Origin of the sequence: Roseibium salinum, assembly GCF_026240905.1 — a bacterium.
Lineage (GTDB): Bacteria > Pseudomonadota > Alphaproteobacteria > Rhizobiales > Stappiaceae > Roseibium > Roseibium salinum.
In genome coordinates, this window is sequence record NZ_JAPEVI010000003.1 from 2,710,700 (window position 1) to 2,730,686 (window position 19,987).

The 19,987-nt window shown below is 60.9% G+C and carries 9 protein-coding genes; 4 read left to right on the forward strand and 5 right to left on the reverse strand.

The genetic code is table 11. The features are described from left to right. Positions 1-33: 33 nt before the first annotated feature. From betB to ON753_RS17135, 3 genes are all read left to right on the forward strand, one after another. A complete protein-coding gene (betB, locus tag ON753_RS17125) occupies positions 34-1,497 on the forward strand; it encodes a betaine-aldehyde dehydrogenase (RefSeq protein WP_265963820.1) in 1,464 nt (487 codons plus the stop codon). Between the two features lie 138 nt (positions 1,498-1,635). Further along, positions 1,636-2,919: an adenylate/guanylate cyclase domain-containing protein gene (locus tag ON753_RS17130; RefSeq protein WP_265963821.1), complete on the forward strand. Its 1,284-nt coding sequence runs from the start codon at positions 1,636-1,638 to the stop codon at positions 2,917-2,919. Positions 2,920-3,279: 360 nt separating this feature from the next. Then, the gene (locus ON753_RS17135; protein ID WP_265963822.1) at positions 3,280-3,876 is read left to right on the forward strand and encodes a hypothetical protein; all 597 of its coding nucleotides are present in this window, start codon (positions 3,280-3,282) and stop codon (positions 3,874-3,876) included. Positions 3,877-4,100: 224 nt separating this feature from the next. Here the strand turns inward: ON753_RS17135 and ON753_RS17140 are convergent, their stop codons facing one another. The 3 genes from ON753_RS17140 to ON753_RS17150 form a co-directional block, all read right to left on the reverse strand. Beyond that, the gene (locus ON753_RS17140; protein ID WP_265963823.1) at positions 4,101-5,090 is read right to left on the reverse strand and encodes a type 1 periplasmic-binding domain-containing protein; all 990 of its coding nucleotides are present in this window, start codon (positions 5,088-5,090) and stop codon (positions 4,101-4,103) included. Between the two features lie 465 nt (positions 5,091-5,555). Continuing rightward, the gene (locus ON753_RS17145) at positions 5,556-5,903 is read right to left on the reverse strand and encodes a hypothetical protein (protein ID WP_265963824.1); all 348 of its coding nucleotides are present in this window, start codon (positions 5,901-5,903) and stop codon (positions 5,556-5,558) included. Positions 5,904-6,107: 204 nt separating this feature from the next. Continuing rightward, positions 6,108-16,388 carry a DUF5801 repeats-in-toxin domain-containing protein gene (locus ON753_RS17150; protein ID WP_265963825.1) on the reverse strand — a complete coding sequence of 3,427 codons (10,281 nt, stop codon included), beginning with the start codon at positions 16,386-16,388 and terminating at the stop codon, positions 6,108-6,110. Positions 16,389-16,653: 265 nt separating this feature from the next. Between ON753_RS17150 and ON753_RS17155 the strand changes: the two genes are divergently transcribed. Continuing rightward, positions 16,654-17,736 carry a transglutaminase-like cysteine peptidase gene (locus ON753_RS17155; protein WP_265963826.1) on the forward strand — a complete coding sequence of 361 codons (1,083 nt, stop codon included), beginning with the start codon at positions 16,654-16,656 and terminating at the stop codon, positions 17,734-17,736. A 288-nt stretch (positions 17,737-18,024) separates the two neighbouring features. Here ON753_RS17155 and ON753_RS17160 read toward each other — a convergent pair whose 3' ends face one another. Both ON753_RS17160 and ON753_RS17165 read right to left on the reverse strand, forming a co-directional pair. Then, positions 18,025-18,654, reverse strand: a complete 630-nt coding sequence (locus ON753_RS17160) for a ribbon-helix-helix domain-containing protein (protein WP_265963827.1) — start codon at positions 18,652-18,654, stop codon at positions 18,025-18,027. Further along, positions 18,654-19,985, reverse strand: coding sequence for an HlyD family type I secretion periplasmic adaptor subunit (locus ON753_RS17165; protein ID WP_323054748.1), 1,332 nt, complete (start codon positions 19,983-19,985; stop codon positions 18,654-18,656). The genes ON753_RS17160 and ON753_RS17165 overlap by 1 nt, the downstream gene beginning before the upstream one ends. Positions 19,986-19,987: the final 2 nt, after the last annotated feature.

The following is a 19,987-nucleotide window of genomic DNA, read 5'->3' on the forward strand; positions in this document are numbered from 1 at the left end:
CCGGTCCGCAGACAACAATCAGGAGCTCACCTCATGCGCGCCCAACCGCAAGCCTCGCACTATATCGGCGGCTCATATCTGGAGAGCCAGAGCGGAACGCCCTTCGACTCCCTTTATCCGGCAACGGGAGAAGTGATCGCCAGCATCAAGGCCGCGGACGATGCGGTTATCGAAGCGGCCATCCTGACGGCGAAGGAAGGCCAGAAGACATGGGCGGCGACCCCGCCGGCCGAACGCGGCCGGGTGCTGCGCAAGACGGCTGAAATCCTGCGCGCGAGGAACCACGAGCTGTCGGTTCTGGAAACGCTGGACACCGGCAAGCCCTTGCAGGAAACGCTGATTGCCGACGCGGCCTCGGGTGCGGACTGCCTGGAGTATTTCGGCGCCCTGGCGGCAACGCTTACCGGCGAACATATCGACCTTGGCGGGTCCTTTGCTTATACCCGGCGCGAACCGCTCGGCATCTGCTTCGGCATCGGCGCCTGGAACTATCCGATCCAGATCGCCTGCTGGAAGGCGGCGCCTGCCCTTGCCTGCGGCAATGCGATGATCTTCAAGCCGTCGGAAATCACGCCGCTGAGCGCCCTGAAGCTTGCCGAGGCCCTGACCGAGGCCGGACTGCCCGACGGCGTCTTCAACGTCATCCAGGGCTTCGGCGATGTGGGCGCCAGGCTGGTCTCGCATCCCGATATCGCCAAGGTGTCGCTGACCGGCTCCGTGCCGACCGGCGCAAAGGTCGCTGCGCTGGCCGGCGAACACCTGAAGAAGACCACGCTGGAACTCGGCGGCAAGTCTCCGCTGATCGTCTTTGACGATGCGGATATCGAGAATGCGGTCTCGGCGGCAATCAACGCCAATTTCTATTCCACCGGGCAGATCTGCTCCAACGGCACGCGGGTGTTCGTGCAGGCCGCCATCAAGGAACGGTTCCTTGCCCGCCTTGCGGAGCGCACGTCGGGCGCCGTTCTGGGCGATCCGTTGGACGAGGCCACCAACATCGGCCCGCTGGTGTCCAGGCAGCAGCTGGACAAGGTGCTGCACTACATGCAGGCAGGCCAGGAGGAAGGCGCGCGCCTCGTTTGCGGCGGCGGACCGGCCACGGTCGACAGCTTCCCGGACGGCTACTTCGTGCAGCCGACGGTTTTTGCCGATGTCAGGGACGACATGCGCATTGCCCGCGAGGAAATCTTCGGACCCGTGCTCAGCGTGCTCGATTTCACCGACGAAGACGAAGCGATCGCGCGTGCCAACGACACCGATTTCGGCCTCGCCGCCGGCGTCTTCACCAAAGACATTCAGCGGGCCCACCGGGTGGTCGACCAGCTGCAGGCCGGCACCTGCTGGATCAACACCTACAACCTGACGCCGATCGAAATGCCGTTCGGCGGCTACAAGAAGTCCGGCATCGGCCGCGAAAACGGCCATGCGGCCATCGAGTATTACAGCCAGATCAAGAGCGTCTATGTGGAAATGGGCGGCGTGGACGCGGCGTTTTAAGGCGCTTTTCGCTTGCCTATCTGGTTTCGGCTGTCACCCGGGCCGCCGGGTGACGGCAGACCCTTATTTGTCTTTCCAGATTGAACTTGCCCGGTCCCGGAGCCAGATTAGGCTGATACCTCATCTTCCGGAGACCGCATGACCCGACCTGTGCTTGACCCCTCGCCGCGCAGCTACGTTTCTCATGTCTATCTGCTCGACCGGTCCGGCCGGGGGCCTGACTGTGCGCCGGCGGAGCAGAGCCTTGAGGATGTCCGCTCGTGGCTGCTGCATGAGGCGGCCCGGATCGACAACGTGATGCTGATGTTCGAGGAGTTCATGTGGCGTTGCAAGGCGGCCGGGCTCAGCATCGACCGTTCCACCCTGCATATCGGCACCCTGCATCCGCGCGTCATCGGCTTTTCCTGGGTCTGGAACAGCCAGGACAAGCTGTGCGACGAGGTGGCCGCCGACGCCGGCGCGGTCGACCAGAAGGCATTCACGCTGAACCCGCTTTCCAGGGTGATCAACGAGGGGCGGACGATCAAGGTGGACCTGGAGAGCGACGAGGGCGCCGGTTCCGCCCCGCTGATGCGCGAACTCGCCGACGAGGGATATACTAGCTATATCGCCCTGCCGCTGAGCTCGTCGGGCGAAAAGCGCAATGCCATGACGCTGGCAACGATGGTTCCGGGCGGTTTCCCGCCGGACCAGAAGGAGCAGATCCGCGGACTGATCGATCTGCTTGCGCTCCATGTGGAGCGGCATATCGTGCGGCGGATCGCGCGCAATGTCGCCGATACCTATCTTGGCCCCATTGCCGGCAAGCGCGTGCTGGACGGCGAGATCAAGCGCGGCGACGGCGAGGCCATCAGGGCGGTGGTCTTCATGTCCGACATGCGCGGCTTCACGCAGCTTGCCGACCGGCTGAGCGGGCCGGAAGTCACCGCCCTCCTGAATGCCTATTTCGACCGGATCTCCAGCGCCGTTCTGGACCATGGCGGCGATATTCTGAAGTTCATCGGCGATGGCCTCCTGGCGGTGTTCGACCAGAAGACCTTCGGTCAGACCGCGGCGGCCAACGCGGCCGTGACGGCCGCCAAGGCCGCGCTGGCGTCGATCGACGCCCTCAACGAAGCCCCGCCGCAGGACCTGCCCGACCCTGCGCTCTGGCACCCGTTGAAGATCGGCATCGGCCTTCATCACGGCGAGATCTTCTTCGGCAATGTCGGCGGCGGGGAACGGCTGGACTTTACCGTGATCGGACGGGCGGTGAACGAAACCAGCCGCGTGGAATCCCTCTGCAAGCCACTGGGCCAGGAACTGCTTCTGACGGCACCGGTGCGGGATGCCCTGTCAGGGGAGCTGCAGACCGGCCTGGTCGCCATGGGCAAACATGTGCTGCGCGGTGTCGGCAAGCCGGTCGCGATCTTCTCCGCCTGATCGAGGCTGCGAGTGAGCCGGCTTCACTCGAGCGAACGCCGGTGCATTTGAAAAGGCCGGCGGCGCCGCGGCCGAGAGACTGTTGCATCCTTGCTGGAATATCGGCAAAGGCCCCGGACATGCCGCGAACAATACCACCACGCAATCCCAAGGCGGCCATTTCACGTTTTTTTGAACCCATATGAAAAGCAATTACCTGGTCGAAAACATGATTAAGGTTCCGCAACATCTCATGAATGAACAACCATGAACTGGCATGCAAATTAACCAAATTCCAATTTTGCCATTTACCTAATCTTATTACGTACTATTTCTTTAACTCTACGTCATGTTTCGCATCATATTAGTAGGAGGGATGTTATGAACCGTCTTCTTGGAAAATGTTTCGTAGGATTATTCAGCAGTGGCTTCTTCTTCGCTCTGATCCTGCCAGCGGCTGCAATCGATCTCAATCTCGGCGTGGCCAATGCTTCGGTAAGCACCGCTAACGGCGTCAATGTCGATGCAGGTGCCAATCTTGGCGGCGCCAGTGCGCGCACAAGCAACAGCATTGGCGGCAGCGGCAGCCTCGTCGATTCCAACACGAACGCCAATGTCGGCTCACTTTCAGCCAACAGCCGCACAACTGTGGGCGGCAGTGAAAACCTGGCCAGTTCCAATACCACGGCGTCTGTCGGCATCACTTCGGCCAATGTCGGCGCCTCGGTCGGCACCGGCAGCGCAAATGCCAATCTCACCATCGGCACCACCGGCGGAGAAGAAGGGGAAAGCGGCAGTGGCAACAGTGGCTTCTTCAGCAGAATGTTCGCTGGCGACCGCGACGATGCGGCACGGCGCGCAGTTGACGGCCTGACGGACAAGCAGATCGCCCGCTACAAGGTGATGTGCGCGGATATACTGAGCAATGCCAACAGCTGGGATCGGGACCTCGTCCAGATGTGCCAGGCGATGCAGTAGGCCATGGTGCACCAGCCACACATCCAGCCTCTCCAGGTGAGGGAATCTCCTGAGCATGGCTGGCCAACTTTCGTGTCCGCGTCGCATTGCGCGGACACGCTGACCTGCAATCAGACATACGAACTCACGCGACAAGAGTTCACGTCGAGACCTTGCAGCTGCGCGATGAGCCTGGGCGTGCGAGGGATGGACTCACCTCGAATCGATCTCACTGGAGCAATGCGTCAGAACCCGGACGGAGCCGACTGAATGACTTTCAGTTTGCCGCCGACGATCTTGTTGATCTCGTAAAGCCGCTCGACCGTTCCGTCCTCCCGGAACCGGAAAGTCCCCGTGGCCCCCTTGAAGCCGGTGCTGTTGGTCAGGCGCTTGCGGGTGATCGCCTTGCTGCCGTGCTGGCGGACCAGCCCCGAGGCAACGGCGACGATGTCGAAGCCGTAGAGGCTCATCTCGGTCGGTGCGCTGCCGAACTTTTCGCTGTAACGCTCGGAGACGACGGCGTGACCGGACGTTCCGGGCCGGGCGAGAACGGCGCCTTCAAGCTTCGGGTCGCCGACCAGCGCCGTTCCCCAGCCGGTATGACCGACGACCAGCGGTGCCGACTTCCGGCTCTTGAGCGCGGCCGCCACTTCGGCAATCTTCCGGTCACTCTCCACGAAGCCGACGGCGGCGACATCTTCTGCGCCCTTCAGCAGTTCGATAAGATCGCCGGCGCTCTCGGAAGACTTGTATGTGACGACCTGGACCGTTCCGCCGATGGCCTTTGCCATTCTTTCCAGGCTTGCGTCCGACTGGCTTTCCGGCGCGAGAACGGCGACCGGCGCGCCCGAAGGGGCGGCATACCGCAAGCCGGCGATCAGACTGTCCATGTCGCTGGCAACGAGCGACAGGCCGCCCTCGCGCAGCGGCGCCTCACCGATGGTGATCGTCACGGACCTCTGCGGCGGCGTTTCGGAGAGTTTCCCGTCCGGCGCGTAGAGCGCGACCAGGGCCGGGTTCTTCAGGGCTTCGTAATCCGGGTTTGCACCGTTTTCGACGGCGAGGGCGAGCTTGTTGTCGGACAGCATTTCCCGGGCCAGGAGCGCGCCGTTGCGGATGTGCTTGGCGGTCAGGGCATCGCTGCCGGCAAAGGGCAGGACGAGGGCAAGGGTGGTCTCGCCGCCGCCGATCACTTCCGCATTGAGCGGCGGGCCCACATCCTCAGGCTCGCTCACCGTCGTCTCCCCCGCATACTGGCACGCAGACAGCCAGATCAGGGACAGAAAGGCCGCTATCGGCCGCAGGTGGATTTTCATGTTCTTGGAAATGACCGGTTCTGTCTCTGATGGAAATTGTCGGGTTTTCAGGTTTGCACTGTCCAAGAGAGGTCCGGCAGGCCCATTGCCTCTGTTTTTGTACACAATCCGGCGATTGACCGTCCGCAGCCGCCCCTTCGCAGAAAAGCCGCCGGAGGGAGACCTGTCAACTCCCCGGCGGCACGCAAATCAGTCAGCCCTGACGCTGCCCGACGGCAATTCGCCTGAAAGGCATCGCCGCGACCCGCGCGGGCGACCGGTCACGCTCCAGCGTCCGCCGGCAGCGCCGATGCAGCACCGCCTTTCTCCCGCGTTCCTCGCCGGAACGAAAGTCCCTCAGGGAAACGCATGATCGATCCTGACCGTACCGCTTCCCCGATCGGGTCAGTACATGTAGCTGACCATCCGCTGATGGAAGCACTCGCACCGGTTCAGGGAATCCTCGTCACGCGTGCTGGTGCGCAGGTAGCCATAGGCGATGCCGCACGCCGCCTTCGCCTCGGATGCCCAGGTGAATGTCGGGCTGGTCGAGGCGACCCACTTGTCGTCGTCGGCAACGTTCACCGCCTCGGTCATCATGCGGACGACCTCGTCGGACAGCTGCGTGTTGTTGTCGATGGTCAGAAGCTGCGACGGCTGAACCAGCCGGCACAAACCGCCGTAAAGATCCGCGGCACCAGCCCCTTGCACGGTCAGGGTCAGCAGTGCCAGGGCACATAAAAATCTCTTCATTCCATTCCCTCACGCCTAAGATCTATCAGGACTTAACCTTAAGTAAGTTCCCAGGTCAATCGGACCACGCCCTCCCACCCCGGGAACCGGGGCGGATCGGCATACGGAATTCCGCAGCTGTGGCTCATTGACAACAGTTTCCCCAAAATACCACCGGCGCGAACGGGCCTCCCCGTCCGCGCCGGTGGTTTGATTTGGTTTGTGTCAGACGGTGTCGGTCCCCGTTCCGCCAGCGCCGTCATCGAAGAGGATCTTGATGGTCTCGTTGCCCAGGCCTGCACCCAGATTGGCAACGACATCCCCACCACCGCTGGCTGCATTGCCAGCCTGGTCGACGGTCAGATCGCCATTGACCGAGTTGTAGTGGACATAGTCCGGCGTCCCGCCGGCTGCGCCATCCCCTTCAACGTCGGTACCAAGCGCGAGCGTTAGCAGCGCACTCAGATCGACTTCGTCAATACCTGCCTCAAAGTCGCCAATGATGTCTGTGGCTGTGGCGTCATCGATGACAAAGGTGTCAACCGCACCGTCACCAGTGCCATTAAGTTCACCACCCCAAAGAGTATCGGTTCCCAAGCCGCCGGCAAGCGTGTCCTCGCCAAACCCTCCAACCAGGGTGTCGTCACTAGCGCCACCGTTCAGGATGTCGTTACCAGCACCACCGTCCAGGGTGTCTTCACCAGCGCCACCGTCCAGGGTGTCGTTACCAGCGCCACCGATCAGGACGTCGTTTCCGGAAGTTCCATTCAATATATCATTACCCGATGTGCCTGCGGTGGCTTCGACCGTCAATGCATCTCCTGTTGTTCCGCTGATATGAACATCGAGAGAAAGGGTGTCTGTATCGTTATCACCGTCGGTGATTGTCACGACAATGTCGTCGAAGTCGAGATCCGCTGGCGGAGTGTTGGATTGCTCGCCGATCTCAATGCCATTTACACGATAACCGCCGCTTCCGGTATTTATTACTTCGACGCCATAGATGTCATTGCCCGAAATGTAAGAAGCGTTTCCGCCTGCACCTGACCAATCGATCGACGTTACTTGAAGGACAGCGCCACTCGTTGTGCTCAATGTCACCTCATCGTACTGGGTCAATGCGGCATCAAGGTAAACTCTGATGGTAACCGTCCGCGACGTACCGCCGCCACCGGTAAAACCGGTTGCTGCGAATCTGAAGTCATCGACAGAATATGGCGTACCATTTGTATCGTCTACGAATGAGAATCTCAGTGATTCATTCGTGTCGAGTGTCTGACCGGAACTTCCCTTGACCCCCCAACCTTGATTACTGGTGTTGACTTGATCGTCCGCCTCCAGGAAGTTGGCATCTCCGTCGCTACCCCTGATGACTATGTTGAAATCGGCAGCTGTGCCAGGGTCAACCGTTATCGGATTTATCGGACCCCCTGCAACCGCAGACAGATCAGTAATCGGGATAAACTCGGTCTCACCATCACGGTGCAGTACTTCAAGTGAATCCGTACCATCGGCATTCAATGTCAGCACACCGACGATGTCACCGTTCTCAAGTAGGTTGAGGACGATCTGTCCTTCCGACTGTGACGCAATCGAAACATTTGTTCCTGTCGCAGTTATGGACTGGAACTCATCTGCACCATAATCCCATTCCGCGAACTGACCATAATAAGTGGTGTCGACTGATGGATTGAGAGCTGAGAGGCTGACAACTCCGTCTCCGTCCCCATCATTTACGAGTGTAAATACGGGCACGTCGTTTTCGATGGCAACTGTCAAGCCGGCATCAAGCACGACAGAGTCGCCGTCACCGTCGGTGGCAACGAAGGCACTGGCTATGTCGAGCGTCTCCGTATCAGAGTCCCCGGCTCCAGACGGGAAGTGATCAATCTGATCGTTGAGCTCGAACCGGAACAACTGATCACCATCCACAATCAAACCGTCAACGACCGCCTGATCGTATTCCGGGGTGCCATTGGCAACCTCTTCGATGGAGAAAACCACGCGGACGCCCGCAACACCTTCGATAGTGCTGCCATTGACGTTCCACATGACATCTTCACCCTTTGAATCAAGCTGGGTATCACCGGAGATGCTTGTATTAAGAGTGAATGCGCCTGCGCCATCCGCGCCAAACATGACCAGTGCAGCGAGAGCACTCGAGGTGATGTAAGCGGTCGTTGTCTGAGAGGCGTTCTCGCGATTGCCTTGGGAAAGGTTTGTCGGAAACTTCAGGGCGTCCTCATGAACGGTCACCGTTTCGATTGCCGAGTTGTTAGTTGGAACGTCATCATTGATCTGGATCGTCAGATCGGAGCTGTCGCTGTCGTCGTCGCCGTCCGTAACGGTAACCGTGAACACGAAGTCATCCGTCTCTTCAGAACCAGGCGTGCCGGACGCGCTGCTGACCACGGGTGCGGACTGCGTATAATCATACGAACCGTCCACATTGACCGTCAGAACCGCAACCGTCGCTATGCTCGCACTCGAGCCCGTGTAGGTCACCGACCCGTCCGCATTGGTCACCGCATTCCAACTCACGGCTTCCTGCGTCGCAACGCCATCGCCGTCAACATAGATCGCCGTCATCGACGGGCCCGTGATGGAGATCGACTGCACGCCGTCAGCACCCGCCGTGAACAACGCACCCGCTGCTCCACTCGCCGTCGTGTTGTTGTCAACGTCGCCAGTGCCGCCCAGATTGCCGCCGGACTGCGCATCGTCGTCCAGAACCGGCGTCGCCGTCACATCGCTCGCAACAGGCGTGTCATCATTGATCTGGATCGTCAGATCGGAGCTGTCGCTGTCGTCGTCGCCGTCCGTAACGGTAACCGTGAACACGAAGTCATCCGTCTCTTCAGTACCAGGCGTGCCGGACGCGCTGCTGACCACGGGTGCGGACTGCGTATAATCATACGAACCGTCCACATTGACCGTCAGAACCGCAACCGTCGCTATGCTCGCACTCGAGCCCGTGTAGGTCACCGACCCGTCCGCATTGGTCACCGCATTCCAACTCACGGCTTCCTGCGTCGCAACGCCATCGCCGTCAACATAGATCGCCGTCATCGACGGGCCCGTGATGGAGATCGACTGCACGCCGTCAGCACCCGCCGTGAACAACGCACCCGCTGCTCCACTCGCCGTCGTGTTGTTGTCAACGTCGCCAGTGCCGCCCAGATTGCCGCCGGACTGCGCATCGTCGTCCAGAACCGGCGTCGCCGTCACATCGCTCGCAACAGGCGTGTCATCATTGATCTGGATCGTCAGATCGGAGCTGTCGCTGTCGTCGTCGCCGTCCGTAACGGTAACCGTGAACACGAAGTCATCCGTCTCTTCAGTACCAGGCGTGCCGGACGCGCTGCTGACCACGGGTGCGGACTGCGTATAATCATACGAACCGTCCACATTGACCGTCAGAACCGCAACCGTCGCTATGCTCGCACTCGAGCCCGTGTAGGTCACCGACCCGTCCGCATTGGTCACCGCATTCCAACTCACGGCTTCCTGCGTCGCAACGCCATCGCCGTCAACATAGATCGCCGTCATCGACGGGCCCGTGATGGAGATCGACTGCACGCCGTCAGCACCCGCCGTGAACAACGCACCCGCTGCTCCACTCGCCGTCGTGTTGTTGTCAACGTCGCCAGTGCCGCCCAGATTGCCGCCGGACTGCGCATCGTCGTCCAGAACCGGCGTCGCCGTCACATCGCTCGCAACAGGCGTGTCATCATTGATCTGGATCGTCAGATCGGAGCTGTCGCTGTCGTCGTCGCCGTCCGTAACGGTAACCGTGAACACGAAGTCATCCGTCTCTTCAGTACCAGGCGTGCCGGACGCGCTGCTGACCACGGGTGCGGACTGCGTATAATCATACGAACCGTCCACATTGACCGTCAGAACCGCAACCGTCGCTATGCTCGCACTCGAGCCCGTGTAGGTCACCGACCCGTCCGCATTGGTCACCGCATTCCAACTCACGGCTTCCTGCGTCGCAACGCCATCGCCGTCAACATAGATCGCCGTCATCGACGGGCCCGTGATGGAGATCGACTGCACGCCGTCAGCACCCGCCGTGAACAACGCACCCGCTGCTCCACTCGCCGTCGTGTTGTTGTCAACGTCGCCAGTGCCGCCCAGATTGCCGCCGGACTGCGCATCGTCGTCCAGAACCGGCGTCGCCGTCACATCGCTCGCAACAGGCGTGTCATCATTGATCTGGATCGTCAGATCGGAGCTGTCGCTGTCGTCGTCGCCGTCCGTAACGGTAACCGTGAACACGAAGTCATCCGTCTCTTCAGTACCAGGCGTGCCGGACGCGCTGCTGACCACGGGTGCGGACTGCGTATAATCATACGAACCGTCCACATTGACCGTCAGAACCGCAACCGTCGCTATGCTCGCACTCGAGCCCGTGTAGGTCACCGACCCGTCCGCATTGGTCACCGCATTCCAACTCACGGCTTCCTGCGTCGCAACGCCATCGCCGTCAACATAGATCGCCGTCATCGACGGGCCCGTGATGGAGATCGACTGCACGCCGTCAGCACCCGCCGTGAACAACGCACCCGCTGCTCCACTCGCCGTCGTGTTGTTGTCAACGTCGCCAGTGCCGCCCAGATTGCCGCCGGACTGCGCATCGTCGTCCAGAACCGGCGTCGCCGTCACATCGCTCGCAACAGGCGTGTCATCATTGATCTGGATCGTCAGATCGGAGCTGTCGCTGTCGTCGTCGCCGTCCGTAACGGTAACCGTGAACACGAAGTCATCCGTCTCTTCAGTACCAGGCGTGCCGGACGCGCTGCTGACCACGGGTGCGGACTGCGTATAATCATACGAACCGTCCACATTGACCGTCAGAACCGCAACCGTCGCTATGCTCGCACTCGAGCCCGTGTAGGTCACCGACCCGTCCGCATTGGTCACCGCATTCCAACTCACGGCTTCCTGCGTCGCAACGCCATCGCCGTCAACATAGATCGCCGTCATCGACGGGCCCGTGATGGAGATCGACTGCACGCCGTCAGCACCCGCCGTGAACAACGCACCCGCTGCTCCACTCGCCGTCGTGTTGTTGTCAACGTCGCCAGTGCCGCCCAGATTGCCGCCGGACTGCGCATCGTCGTCCAGAACCGGCGTCGCCGTCACATCGCTCGCAACAGGCGTGTCATCATTGATCTGGATCGTCAGATCGGAGCTGTCGCTGTCGTCGTCGCCGTCCGTAACGGTAACCGTGAACACGAAGTCATCCGTCTCTTCAGTACCAGGCGTGCCGGACGCGCTGCTGACCACGGGTGCGGACTGCGTATAATCATACGAACCGTCCACATTGACCGTCAGAACCGCAACCGTCGCTATGCTCGCACTCGAGCCCGTGTAGGTCACCGACCCGTCCGCATTGGTCACCGCATTCCAACTCACGGCTTCCTGCGTCGCAACGCCATCGCCGTCAACATAGATCGCCGTCATCGACGGGCCCGTGATGGAGATCGACTGCACGCCGTCAGCACCCGCCGTGAACAACGCACCCGCTGCTCCACTCGCCGTCGTGTTGTTGTCAACGTCGCCAGTGCCGCCCAGATTGCCGCCGGACTGCGCATCGTCGTCCAGAACCGGCGTCGCCGTCACATCGCTCGCAACAGGCGTGTCATCATTGATCTGGATCGTCAGATCGGAGCTGTCGCTGTCGTCGTCGCCGTCCGTAACGGTAACCGTGAACACGAAGTCATCCGTCTCTTCAGTACCAGGCGTGCCGGACGCGCTGCTGACCACGGGTGCGGACTGCGTATAATCATACGAACCGTCCACATTGACCGTCAGAACCGCAACCGTCGCTATGCTCGCACTCGAGCCCGTGTAGGTCACCGACCCGTCCGCATTGGTCACCGCATTCCAACTCACGGCTTCCTGCGTCGCAACGCCATCGCCGTCAACATAGATCGCCGTCATCGACGGGCCCGTGATGGAGATCGACTGCACGCCGTCAGCACCCGCCGTGAACAACGCACCCGCTGCTCCACTCGCCGTCGCGTTGTTGTCAACGTCGCCAGTGCCGCCCAGATTGCCGCCGGACTGCGCATCGTCGTCCAGAACCGGCGTCGCCGTCACATCGCTCGCAGAGGGAACATCATCCACGACCTCAACGTCGAAAGTCCCCTGCGCCTTGTCGCCGTCACTGTCGGTCACTTCAAAGGTGACGCCAGTGAGGAATTCGCTGTTTTCGACATTCCCGTCTACATGCTTGACCGGTTGGGACAGGGTCGTCGAGTAGCTGTAGGTCACCTCGTCCGCAGCCGGACCGGCGGTGGCGCCGGTGATCTCGATGCGGATCACTTCCGTAGCGCCACCATTGACCGTGCCGACCAGATCGCCGCTGTTCAGGGCGAAGGTCACGTTCTGGCCGTCCAGCGTCTGAAACTGGTTGTCCAGGCCTGCGGTGTCGACCAGGACGATCGACCCCAGCAGATCGGCCGGAACATCGTCACCGAAGGAGACGATCGCTTCGCCGGAACCGTCGGTCAGGCTTTCCGTGGAGTCTGTTTCGTCGTTGCGCGGCGTTGTCGTGTCGTCGTTGGCAAAGGCGAAGCCGTCCTCGTCCACTTCGAGGTCGGTCGTGCTCTCGACCGTGGGTGTGGAGTCGGGAGAAAGCGTGATCGTCACGGTCGCCTGTGAAGTGTCGCCGTCACCATCCGTAATTGTGTAGTCGAATGTGACCGTGCCTTCTTCACCGTCAATCGGCTCATAGGTGAAGCTACCGTTCGCATTGAGCGTCAGGATGCCAGGACCATTCGTGTCTGTCGAAGAAAGCGAGTTCGCGACAAGCTCAACCGCCGGCGTATCCTGGCCGTCCGACCCGAAATCGTCCTCGCCATTGCCGTTGTTGCTCAACACATTGCCCGTGACATTTGCGTTTTCACCGGCTTGCACGAAAGCATCATTCTTCGCGATCGGCCCGTCGTCGTCGAAGCTGATGATGGAGCCGCTGTTGGTGATGATGTCGATCTGGTCGGCTTCGGTGACCGTGTCGCCGTCGCCGTCGGTCCGGGTCACTTCATACTGAAGCTGCACCGCGCCGGCGGCGTCCAGCAGAAGATCCAGCTCGCTGTCGTGAAGGTTGCTGTCGTCACCATGATCGATCGCCTCAAAGAGCGTCGTCTGAAGCTGATAATTGCCGCCGCCAAGGTCGATGATCTGGATCGTGAAGACCGGATGGCCGTCCGTGTCCTCTCCGGTGATCGTCTTGCCGTCGACACTCAGAGTCAGTTCGATCGCCCCGCCATCCGTGGCTTCCAGGTTGGTCGCCAGCCCATCGCCGTTCGACGGGAAGCCGACGAAGGTCAGGTCGCCAACAGTGCTGTCGCCGCCGTCGGAGCCAAAATCGCCCCCGATGGTGAACAGCGACGTCAGGCCGCCGGACACATTGGTAGTTACCTGACCAAGGCCGGGGCCGTCGTCGTCCATGTTGCCGTCGGCGGTTTCGCCGCTATCGTTCTCCCGGTCCGTTCCTTCGGTCTCGTCAAGCTCCATGACAAGCTCGTCGGCCGCATTGGCAACCGCCTCGACCGTCAGGGTAGGACCATCGTCGTCGAAGGAGATCAGCGAGCCGCTATCCGTCACCAGGTCGATCTGGTCCGCAACCGTGATCGTATCTCCATCGCCATCCGTGCGCGTCACTTCATACTGCAGCTGCAATGCACCCGCATCGGCAAGTTCAAGTGCAAGATTCGCATCGAACAGATTGCCGTCAGAGCCGTGGTCGATCGCTTCCAGCAATGTCGTCTGAAGCTGATAGACACCGCCACCCATATCCACGATGTCGATCGTGAAGACCGTGTGGCCGTCCTGGTCGACACCCTTGATCTGCGTCGATGACACGTAGGTCAGGTCGATCGCACCGCCATCCGTCGCCGAAAGCGTCGTTGCAACCGGATCACCGTTGGTCGGAAGACCCACAAAACTCAACACACCCGCCGTCGTGCCCGCGCCGTCAGAACCGAAATCTCCTCCGGTCGTGAACAGCGACGTCAGGCCGCCGGACACATTGGTAGTTACCTGACCAAGGCCGGGGCCGTCGTCATCCGTGTTCCCGTCGGCGGTTTCGCCGCTATCGTTCTCCCGGTCCGTTCCTTCGGTCTCGTCAAGCTCCATGACAAGCTCGTCAGCCGCATTGGCAACCGCCTCGACCGTCAGGGTAGGACCATCGTCGTCGAAGGAGATCAGCGAGCCGCTATCGGTCACCAGGTCGATCTGCTCCGCAACCGTAACCGAGTCGCCGTCGCCATCGGTCCGGGTCACTTCATACTGGAGCTGCACCGCGCCCGCATCGGCAAGTTCAAGTGCAAGATTCGCATCGAACAGATTGCCGTCAGAGCCGTGGTCGATCGCTTCCAGCAATGTCGTCTGAAGCTGATAGACACCGCCACCCATATCCACGATCTCGATCGTGAAGACCGTGTGGCCGTCCTGGTCGACACCCTTGATCTGCGTCGATGACACGTAGGTCAGGTCGATCGCACCGCCATCCGTCGCCGAAAGCGTCGTTGCAACCGGATCACCGTTGGTCGGAAGACCCACAAAACTCAACAAACCCGCCGTCGTGCCCGCGCCGTCAGAACCGAAATCTCCTCCGGTCGTGAACAGCGACGTCAGGCCGCCGGACACATTGGTAGTTACCTGACCAAGGCCGGGGCCGTCGTCATCCGTGTTGCCGTCGGCGGTTTCGCCGCTATCGTTCGCCCGGTCCGTTCCTTCGGTCTCGTCGAGCTCCATTCCAAGGGAATCGCCCGCATTCGCATCGGCAACAACCGTCAGAGAAGGACCATCATCCTCAAACGCAAACGCACCTGTAATGTCCGCCGTCGCACTGGCCGTATCGCCATCGCCATCGGTGATTGTCGCCGTCAGTTGGATCAAGTTCGCGTTCAGCGTCTCTGCTTCCACACCTGTCTCGACGGGATCGTTTTTGTTGTCATGGAAAATCGAACGGTTCTGCGTCAGAGTCACGTCGCCCGTAGCCGGGTCAACTGAAATCACGAACGCAAGAGTACCGGTCGCGCCTTCCAGATAGCCCTCGATGCTGTCGCCGTTGACGCGCAGCAGAATGTTGTTCCCGGAGAGCGTGTCGTTCAGGCCGCTGTCGACACCGTCGCCGCCATTGACGCTCAGCGCATAGCTTATTGCGTCGACGTCCTGAACGTTGTCGTCGTCAGTGTCCTTGAAGCTGTCGGCGCCGAATACTGACGTGAACAGCGAAGCAAACGACACCGGACCTGCACTGTCGGTGATATCCGAGTCATCCGTCACCAGCGCCGGTATGGTGGTCTGAACCACCTGGATTGTCGGCACATCGTCCACGATCGTGAAATCAAAAGTGCCCACGTCCGTGAAGCCGTTGGCGTCTTCGGCCAGGATCCGGATACCCTCGATCAAGGCATCCAGTTCTGTGGCGTATTCGTGCGGGAAGCCTTCAAGAAGCGTCACGTTGATCGAGACGGTACCGACCGTTTGCGGCGCGATATCGTCCGCACCCGGCGTGAAGTCGATGACCAGTTCGACGACCGGAACGCCGTCAGCAAGGATTGTCAGGGTGTGAGCGTCGACCGACAGTTCATACGTAAAGTCAGCCGTGAGGGATTCGCCGGTGACGTTGGTCGTCATCAGTGACAGATCACCGGTCCCGCCGTTATAGGGGTTGAAAACCACGTCCGTAACGCTGGACGAACCTGCCTGGATTGTCGCAACGAAACTCGTGGTTTCCCCGTCGCCGCTGGGGTTCGTTCCCGACGCGTCAAGGTCCGGATCGAACAGGTTCCCCGGATTCGTATCTCCGGTCGGATCAATCGAAATGATGGTGAGCGGAGTGATGACCGGGTCGCTTTCCTCAAGCAGAAAGTCCGTTGCCAGTTCCTCGCCCGTGAGCTCGGGGAACTGCAGGGCCGTGGGGCCCAGGAGGCCGAGGATGGGGCCGGCGTCGCCGAGGTTCGCGTTGACGACATCGAAATCGCCGCCGGAGCTGTCGGGGGTCGAGGTGGCGACCAGGGTGCCGCCGGGGCCGGCGGCGACGTTGATGCCGCTTTCCTGCAGAGCCGCGACCAGCGTCTCCTGCGGGATTTCGACACCGTCAATGAGGAAGGTCGGAACGTTGAGGGCGGCGTTCTCGATGGTTATTTCGGTGCCATCCGGCTGAATGAAGACGAGGTTCGCGCCCTCGATGATGGCATTGTCCAGAGAAACATTGGCGGGCAGAACGACCTGGTTCTGGTCGTTGGCAGTGAAGACGGTCTGCTGGGAGCCTTCCTCGCCCTCGGCCGCAGGCTGATCCGTGGCTGCCGCGTCTTCCGCGTCAACGGGGGAAATATCCTCGCCATCCGCCTGTGCAACGACGAGCGCCTCACCGGCAGCCGAATCGTTCTCGGCGCTCTGGCTCGGCGCGCCTTCCTGAGGGGCCGTTTCCTCCCACGATGCGGGGCTGGAAGTGAATTCGCTGCTGGTGTTTTCTGTGGACATGATAACCCTCCGTAATCTTAACGGCAGGTAAATCCCAATTCGCGTCCGTTGCAAGAGTTCCTTTACGTAAAAGCATACTATGATATGCAAAAGCCTACAATTTTAATTTAAAGTTAATGGGAACGTATAATTATATATACCCAGTTACTAACCTAAAAAATTACATAAAATTTTAGCATATACCTTCAGTTGCAATTTGCCACGTTTCTGAACGACACGTTAATGCGGTTTTTCTAGCCTCGTGCTCAAACGAGGACAGAACTCCATGAAGCGATTTTCAGGACCGAACCGCGCATTCCGTTTCTGCTTGATTGTGTCGTGCACCCTTTTCTCCGGCGCCCTTCTGGCCGCGCAGGGAAGCGCGGCGCTGGCGGCAGACGACATGCGCGAGGAAGGCCCGGACAGCGCCATGCGCGTTGCGATCACCCTTCGGGGCGCGGACCTGGCGACACCGGCGGTTCCGTTCCCGCAGGAGGCGCAGCAGCGCTTGAGCGGCACTGAGCCGGCATTCATGCTTCCCCGCACGCTGCGGTCCCCCGGCCGGGTGCAGACCCGTTCCGCCCGGATCGTGACGCCGAGACCCAAACCCGTCCGCAGCGCCGGACTTGCGACCGGGCACCTGCGCGAAAAGGGCCGGTCCGATGCCAGCCGGCAGGCCGCTGGCCTGAGTTTCTTCGGAACCAAGGCAATCCGCTTCAGCAACATCGCCTCGGCGAAGGACTGGAACCGGGTGAAGCATCAGCGCATCGGCGGCACCGGGCCGGAATTTTGTGCAACGGATGACTGCAGGGAGCGGGCGGTCGTGCTTGTCGGTTTCTCGCGCTCGGCCGACAAGGGGTCGTTCTTCGCGACGCTGGAAAAGGCCAACCGCGTCGTCAACCAGAATATCAGATACCGGGAAGACCAGGTCACCTACAAGCGCCTGGACTATTGGGCGACCGCCGACGAGACCGTTCGCAACGGCGCCGGCGACTGCGAGGACTTCGCAATCCTCAAATACGCCCTGCTGCTCGAAGCCGGCGTGCCGGCCTCCAGCATGTCCCTGGTCGTTCTCAAGGACCTCAAGCGCGACCTGTTTCACGCCGTTCTCGCGGTGAGCACCAACAAGGGTCATTTCATCCTCGACAACGTGGCGAGCCGCGTCTATCTGGACAAGGAAGTGCCGCACTATCGGCCGATGTTCTCCTTCTCCACGGACAGATCCTGGATTCACGGATTGCCGACGGATGCCGCGCCGCAACGGGTTTCCTCGCTTGCTCAGATCGCCCCGGGCACGGACCGGTCCGCATCTCGGCTGCCTTTGAGCCGCAGCGACTGGTCGGAGATCTATCCGGTCGAGCGTTTCTAGGGTGTGGACCCATAAATGAGGATGAAATGGTTTGAGGCGGATTGCGCGTCCTCAAGAAGCGGAAGCGTAGGAAATGTGGTTCATTTTCAAGCCTTCCGCGACGTAGAGGAGGCGCAATCCGGTCAAATCCGAAGGACATGAAAATGGCTTCACCCCGCTTCGTCAGCGCGCTTGACCGGGCACACAGCCCGCTCTGCGCACCCTTCCTAACGGCGTTTCGCCATTTCTCATGCCATTTCGTCCTCATTTATGGGTCCGCACCCTAGAGGCGAGTTCCCGGAAGATCGTTCAGGAGACCACGAAGCCCAGGATCGTCTGATGCTGCCATTCCGGGGCCAGCAGCGCGTTGATGCTGCCCCTCACGCGGCGTTCGTTCAGGCCGATGGCGAAACCGACGGTTATCGGCTGGTTGCGGCCTTGCTGCAATCGGGTGATCAGGTCTTCCATGGGCGTGTCGATCTGCAGCCGCAGGGATGCGTCGGGGGCTTGCGTGTCCGCGCCGACAAAGTTGTTGCGCACGTATTTGAGGAAGGCCTGGTTCGTGTAGCGCAGCTTGCGGCTCGCCGACAGCGCGAAAACGGGGGACGGGCAGGCGTTGACCAGATGCTGGACGCTGTTTTCGGAGAACCACGACCGCGCCTCCCCCAGTTCTTCGCTCAAGGCATGAATGCAGGTGTGCCTGACGGCGGAGGTGAGATTTGTCTCGTTGAGGTGCGCCTGCTCGATCGCAGCGACGACTTGACCGACCGAGAGCCGGTATTCCGTTGCGATGAATTCCAGGGCCGTCCAGAAGGAGCGCTCCAGCCGCATGGCGCGCCGGCCGTCCGGAACGGTCAGCGCCTTGAAAACGGGGGCAGACGCATCCGGGCGGGCGCGTTCGACCAGCTCCTGGAAGGCGGCCATGAAGTCGTCGGACATCAGCGCTCCGTGAATGCTTCTTCCCTGGCCTTGTTCACCGGCTTGAGGAGGTACTGAAGGATTGTCTTCTGGCCGGTGAGAATGTCGACCGTGCAGACCATTCCCGGGGTGATCATGAAGCGCCGGCCGTTCCGTTCCAGGTAGGCCTTCCTGGTGCGCACCCTGACCTCGAAATAGGGCTCGCCGGTGCGCTCCTCCACAAAGGAATCGGAGCTGACATTGACGACTTCGCCTTCGAGCCCGCCGTAAATGGAGAAATCGAACGCCGAGATCTTCACCAGCGCCTCCTGCCCTGGCACGACGAACGCCACGTCCTTGGGCGAAATCCGGGCTTCAACAAGAAGCTCGTCCGACGTCGGCACCACTTCGGCAACCTGGTCGCCGGCATTCACGAACGAGCCGACGGTGTTCACTTCCAGCGCGTTGATGATGCCGTCGACGGGCGAGCGGATGTCCGTCCGTTCAACGCGGTTCGACTGGCCCCTTTCCGACTGCTCCAGAACCGACAATTCGGCCAGCGCGGCGGTTTTCTCCGTCAGCGCTTCCTGCCGGAATTTGAGATCCAGCTCTTCAAGCTGGAACCTGGCCTCCGCGATGGCGCCCTCGATCCTGGGAATCGACTCCTCAAGGACGTTGATCTGCCCCTGATAGTCGTTCACCTGTTGTTGCACGCGGATGAGTTCCGTTTGCGCAATAAGGCGTTTTTCGGCCATCGGAGCGAGCATTTCCAGTTCCCGCTCGCTGATGACCAGATTGCCCTTCAGCCGGGCGAGGTCCGCTCTCGTTTCATCGAGTTCCTTTTGCCGCTGCAGCAACCGCTGCTCCAGAACGCCGCGCGTGGACCGGAAAGCGTTGCGCCGGGTTTCCATCAGGCTGATTTCGTTTTCGCAGATCTGCGGGGCGCTCGACGCAACGGTTTGCGGACATACAAAGGCCTCCACCGTGTCTCCCGCCCCTTCCACGCTGAGCCGGGCCACCTTTGCCCTCAGTGCCCGCAACTTGGCCTGCACCTCGCCGAGATCGGACGTGGACACCGTGTCGTCCAGCCGGATGATCAGGTCACCGGCTTTCACGGTCTCGCCGATGCGCACGGCGATGTCCTTCACGACACCGGGTTCGGTCGCCTGCACCAGCTGCGTCCGGGAGGCCGGAATGACCCTGCCTTCGCCGCGGGTGATCTCCTCCACCTGGGTAAAGTAGGCCCAGGTGACGGCAGACAGCAGCAGGACGCACAGAATGACCACGATGCGGCGGGACGCCAGCGCCGTGCCGTCCTTTGCCACGATGGCTTCCGCGTTGCTCATGCGGGTTTTGTGGGCATCCTGTTTCATGG

Bases quoted from the DNA above. Each gene is read 5' to 3' on its own strand.
- betB (WP_265963820.1), top strand. From the start codon at position 34: ATGCGCGCCCAACCGCAAGCCTCGCACTATATCGGCGGCTCATATCTG.
- ON753_RS17130 (WP_265963821.1), top strand. From the start codon at position 1,636: ATGACCCGACCTGTGCTTGACCCCTCGCCGCGCAGCTACGTTTCTCAT.
- ON753_RS17135 (WP_265963822.1), top strand. From the start codon at position 3,280: ATGAACCGTCTTCTTGGAAAATGTTTCGTAGGATTATTCAGCAGTGGC.
- ON753_RS17145 (WP_265963824.1), bottom strand. From the start codon at position 5,903: ATGAAGAGATTTTTATGTGCCCTGGCACTGCTGACCCTGACCGTGCAA.
- ON753_RS17150 (WP_265963825.1), bottom strand. From the start codon at position 16,388: ATGTCCACAGAAAACACCAGCAGCGAATTCACTTCCAGCCCCGCATCG.
- ON753_RS17155 (WP_265963826.1), top strand. From the start codon at position 16,654: ATGAAGCGATTTTCAGGACCGAACCGCGCATTCCGTTTCTGCTTGATT.
- ON753_RS17160 (WP_265963827.1), bottom strand. From the start codon at position 18,654: ATGTCCGACGACTTCATGGCCGCCTTCCAGGAGCTGGTCGAACGCGCC.
- ON753_RS17165 (WP_323054748.1), bottom strand. From the start codon at position 19,985: ATGAAACAGGATGCCCACAAAACCCGCATGAGCAACGCGGAAGCCATC.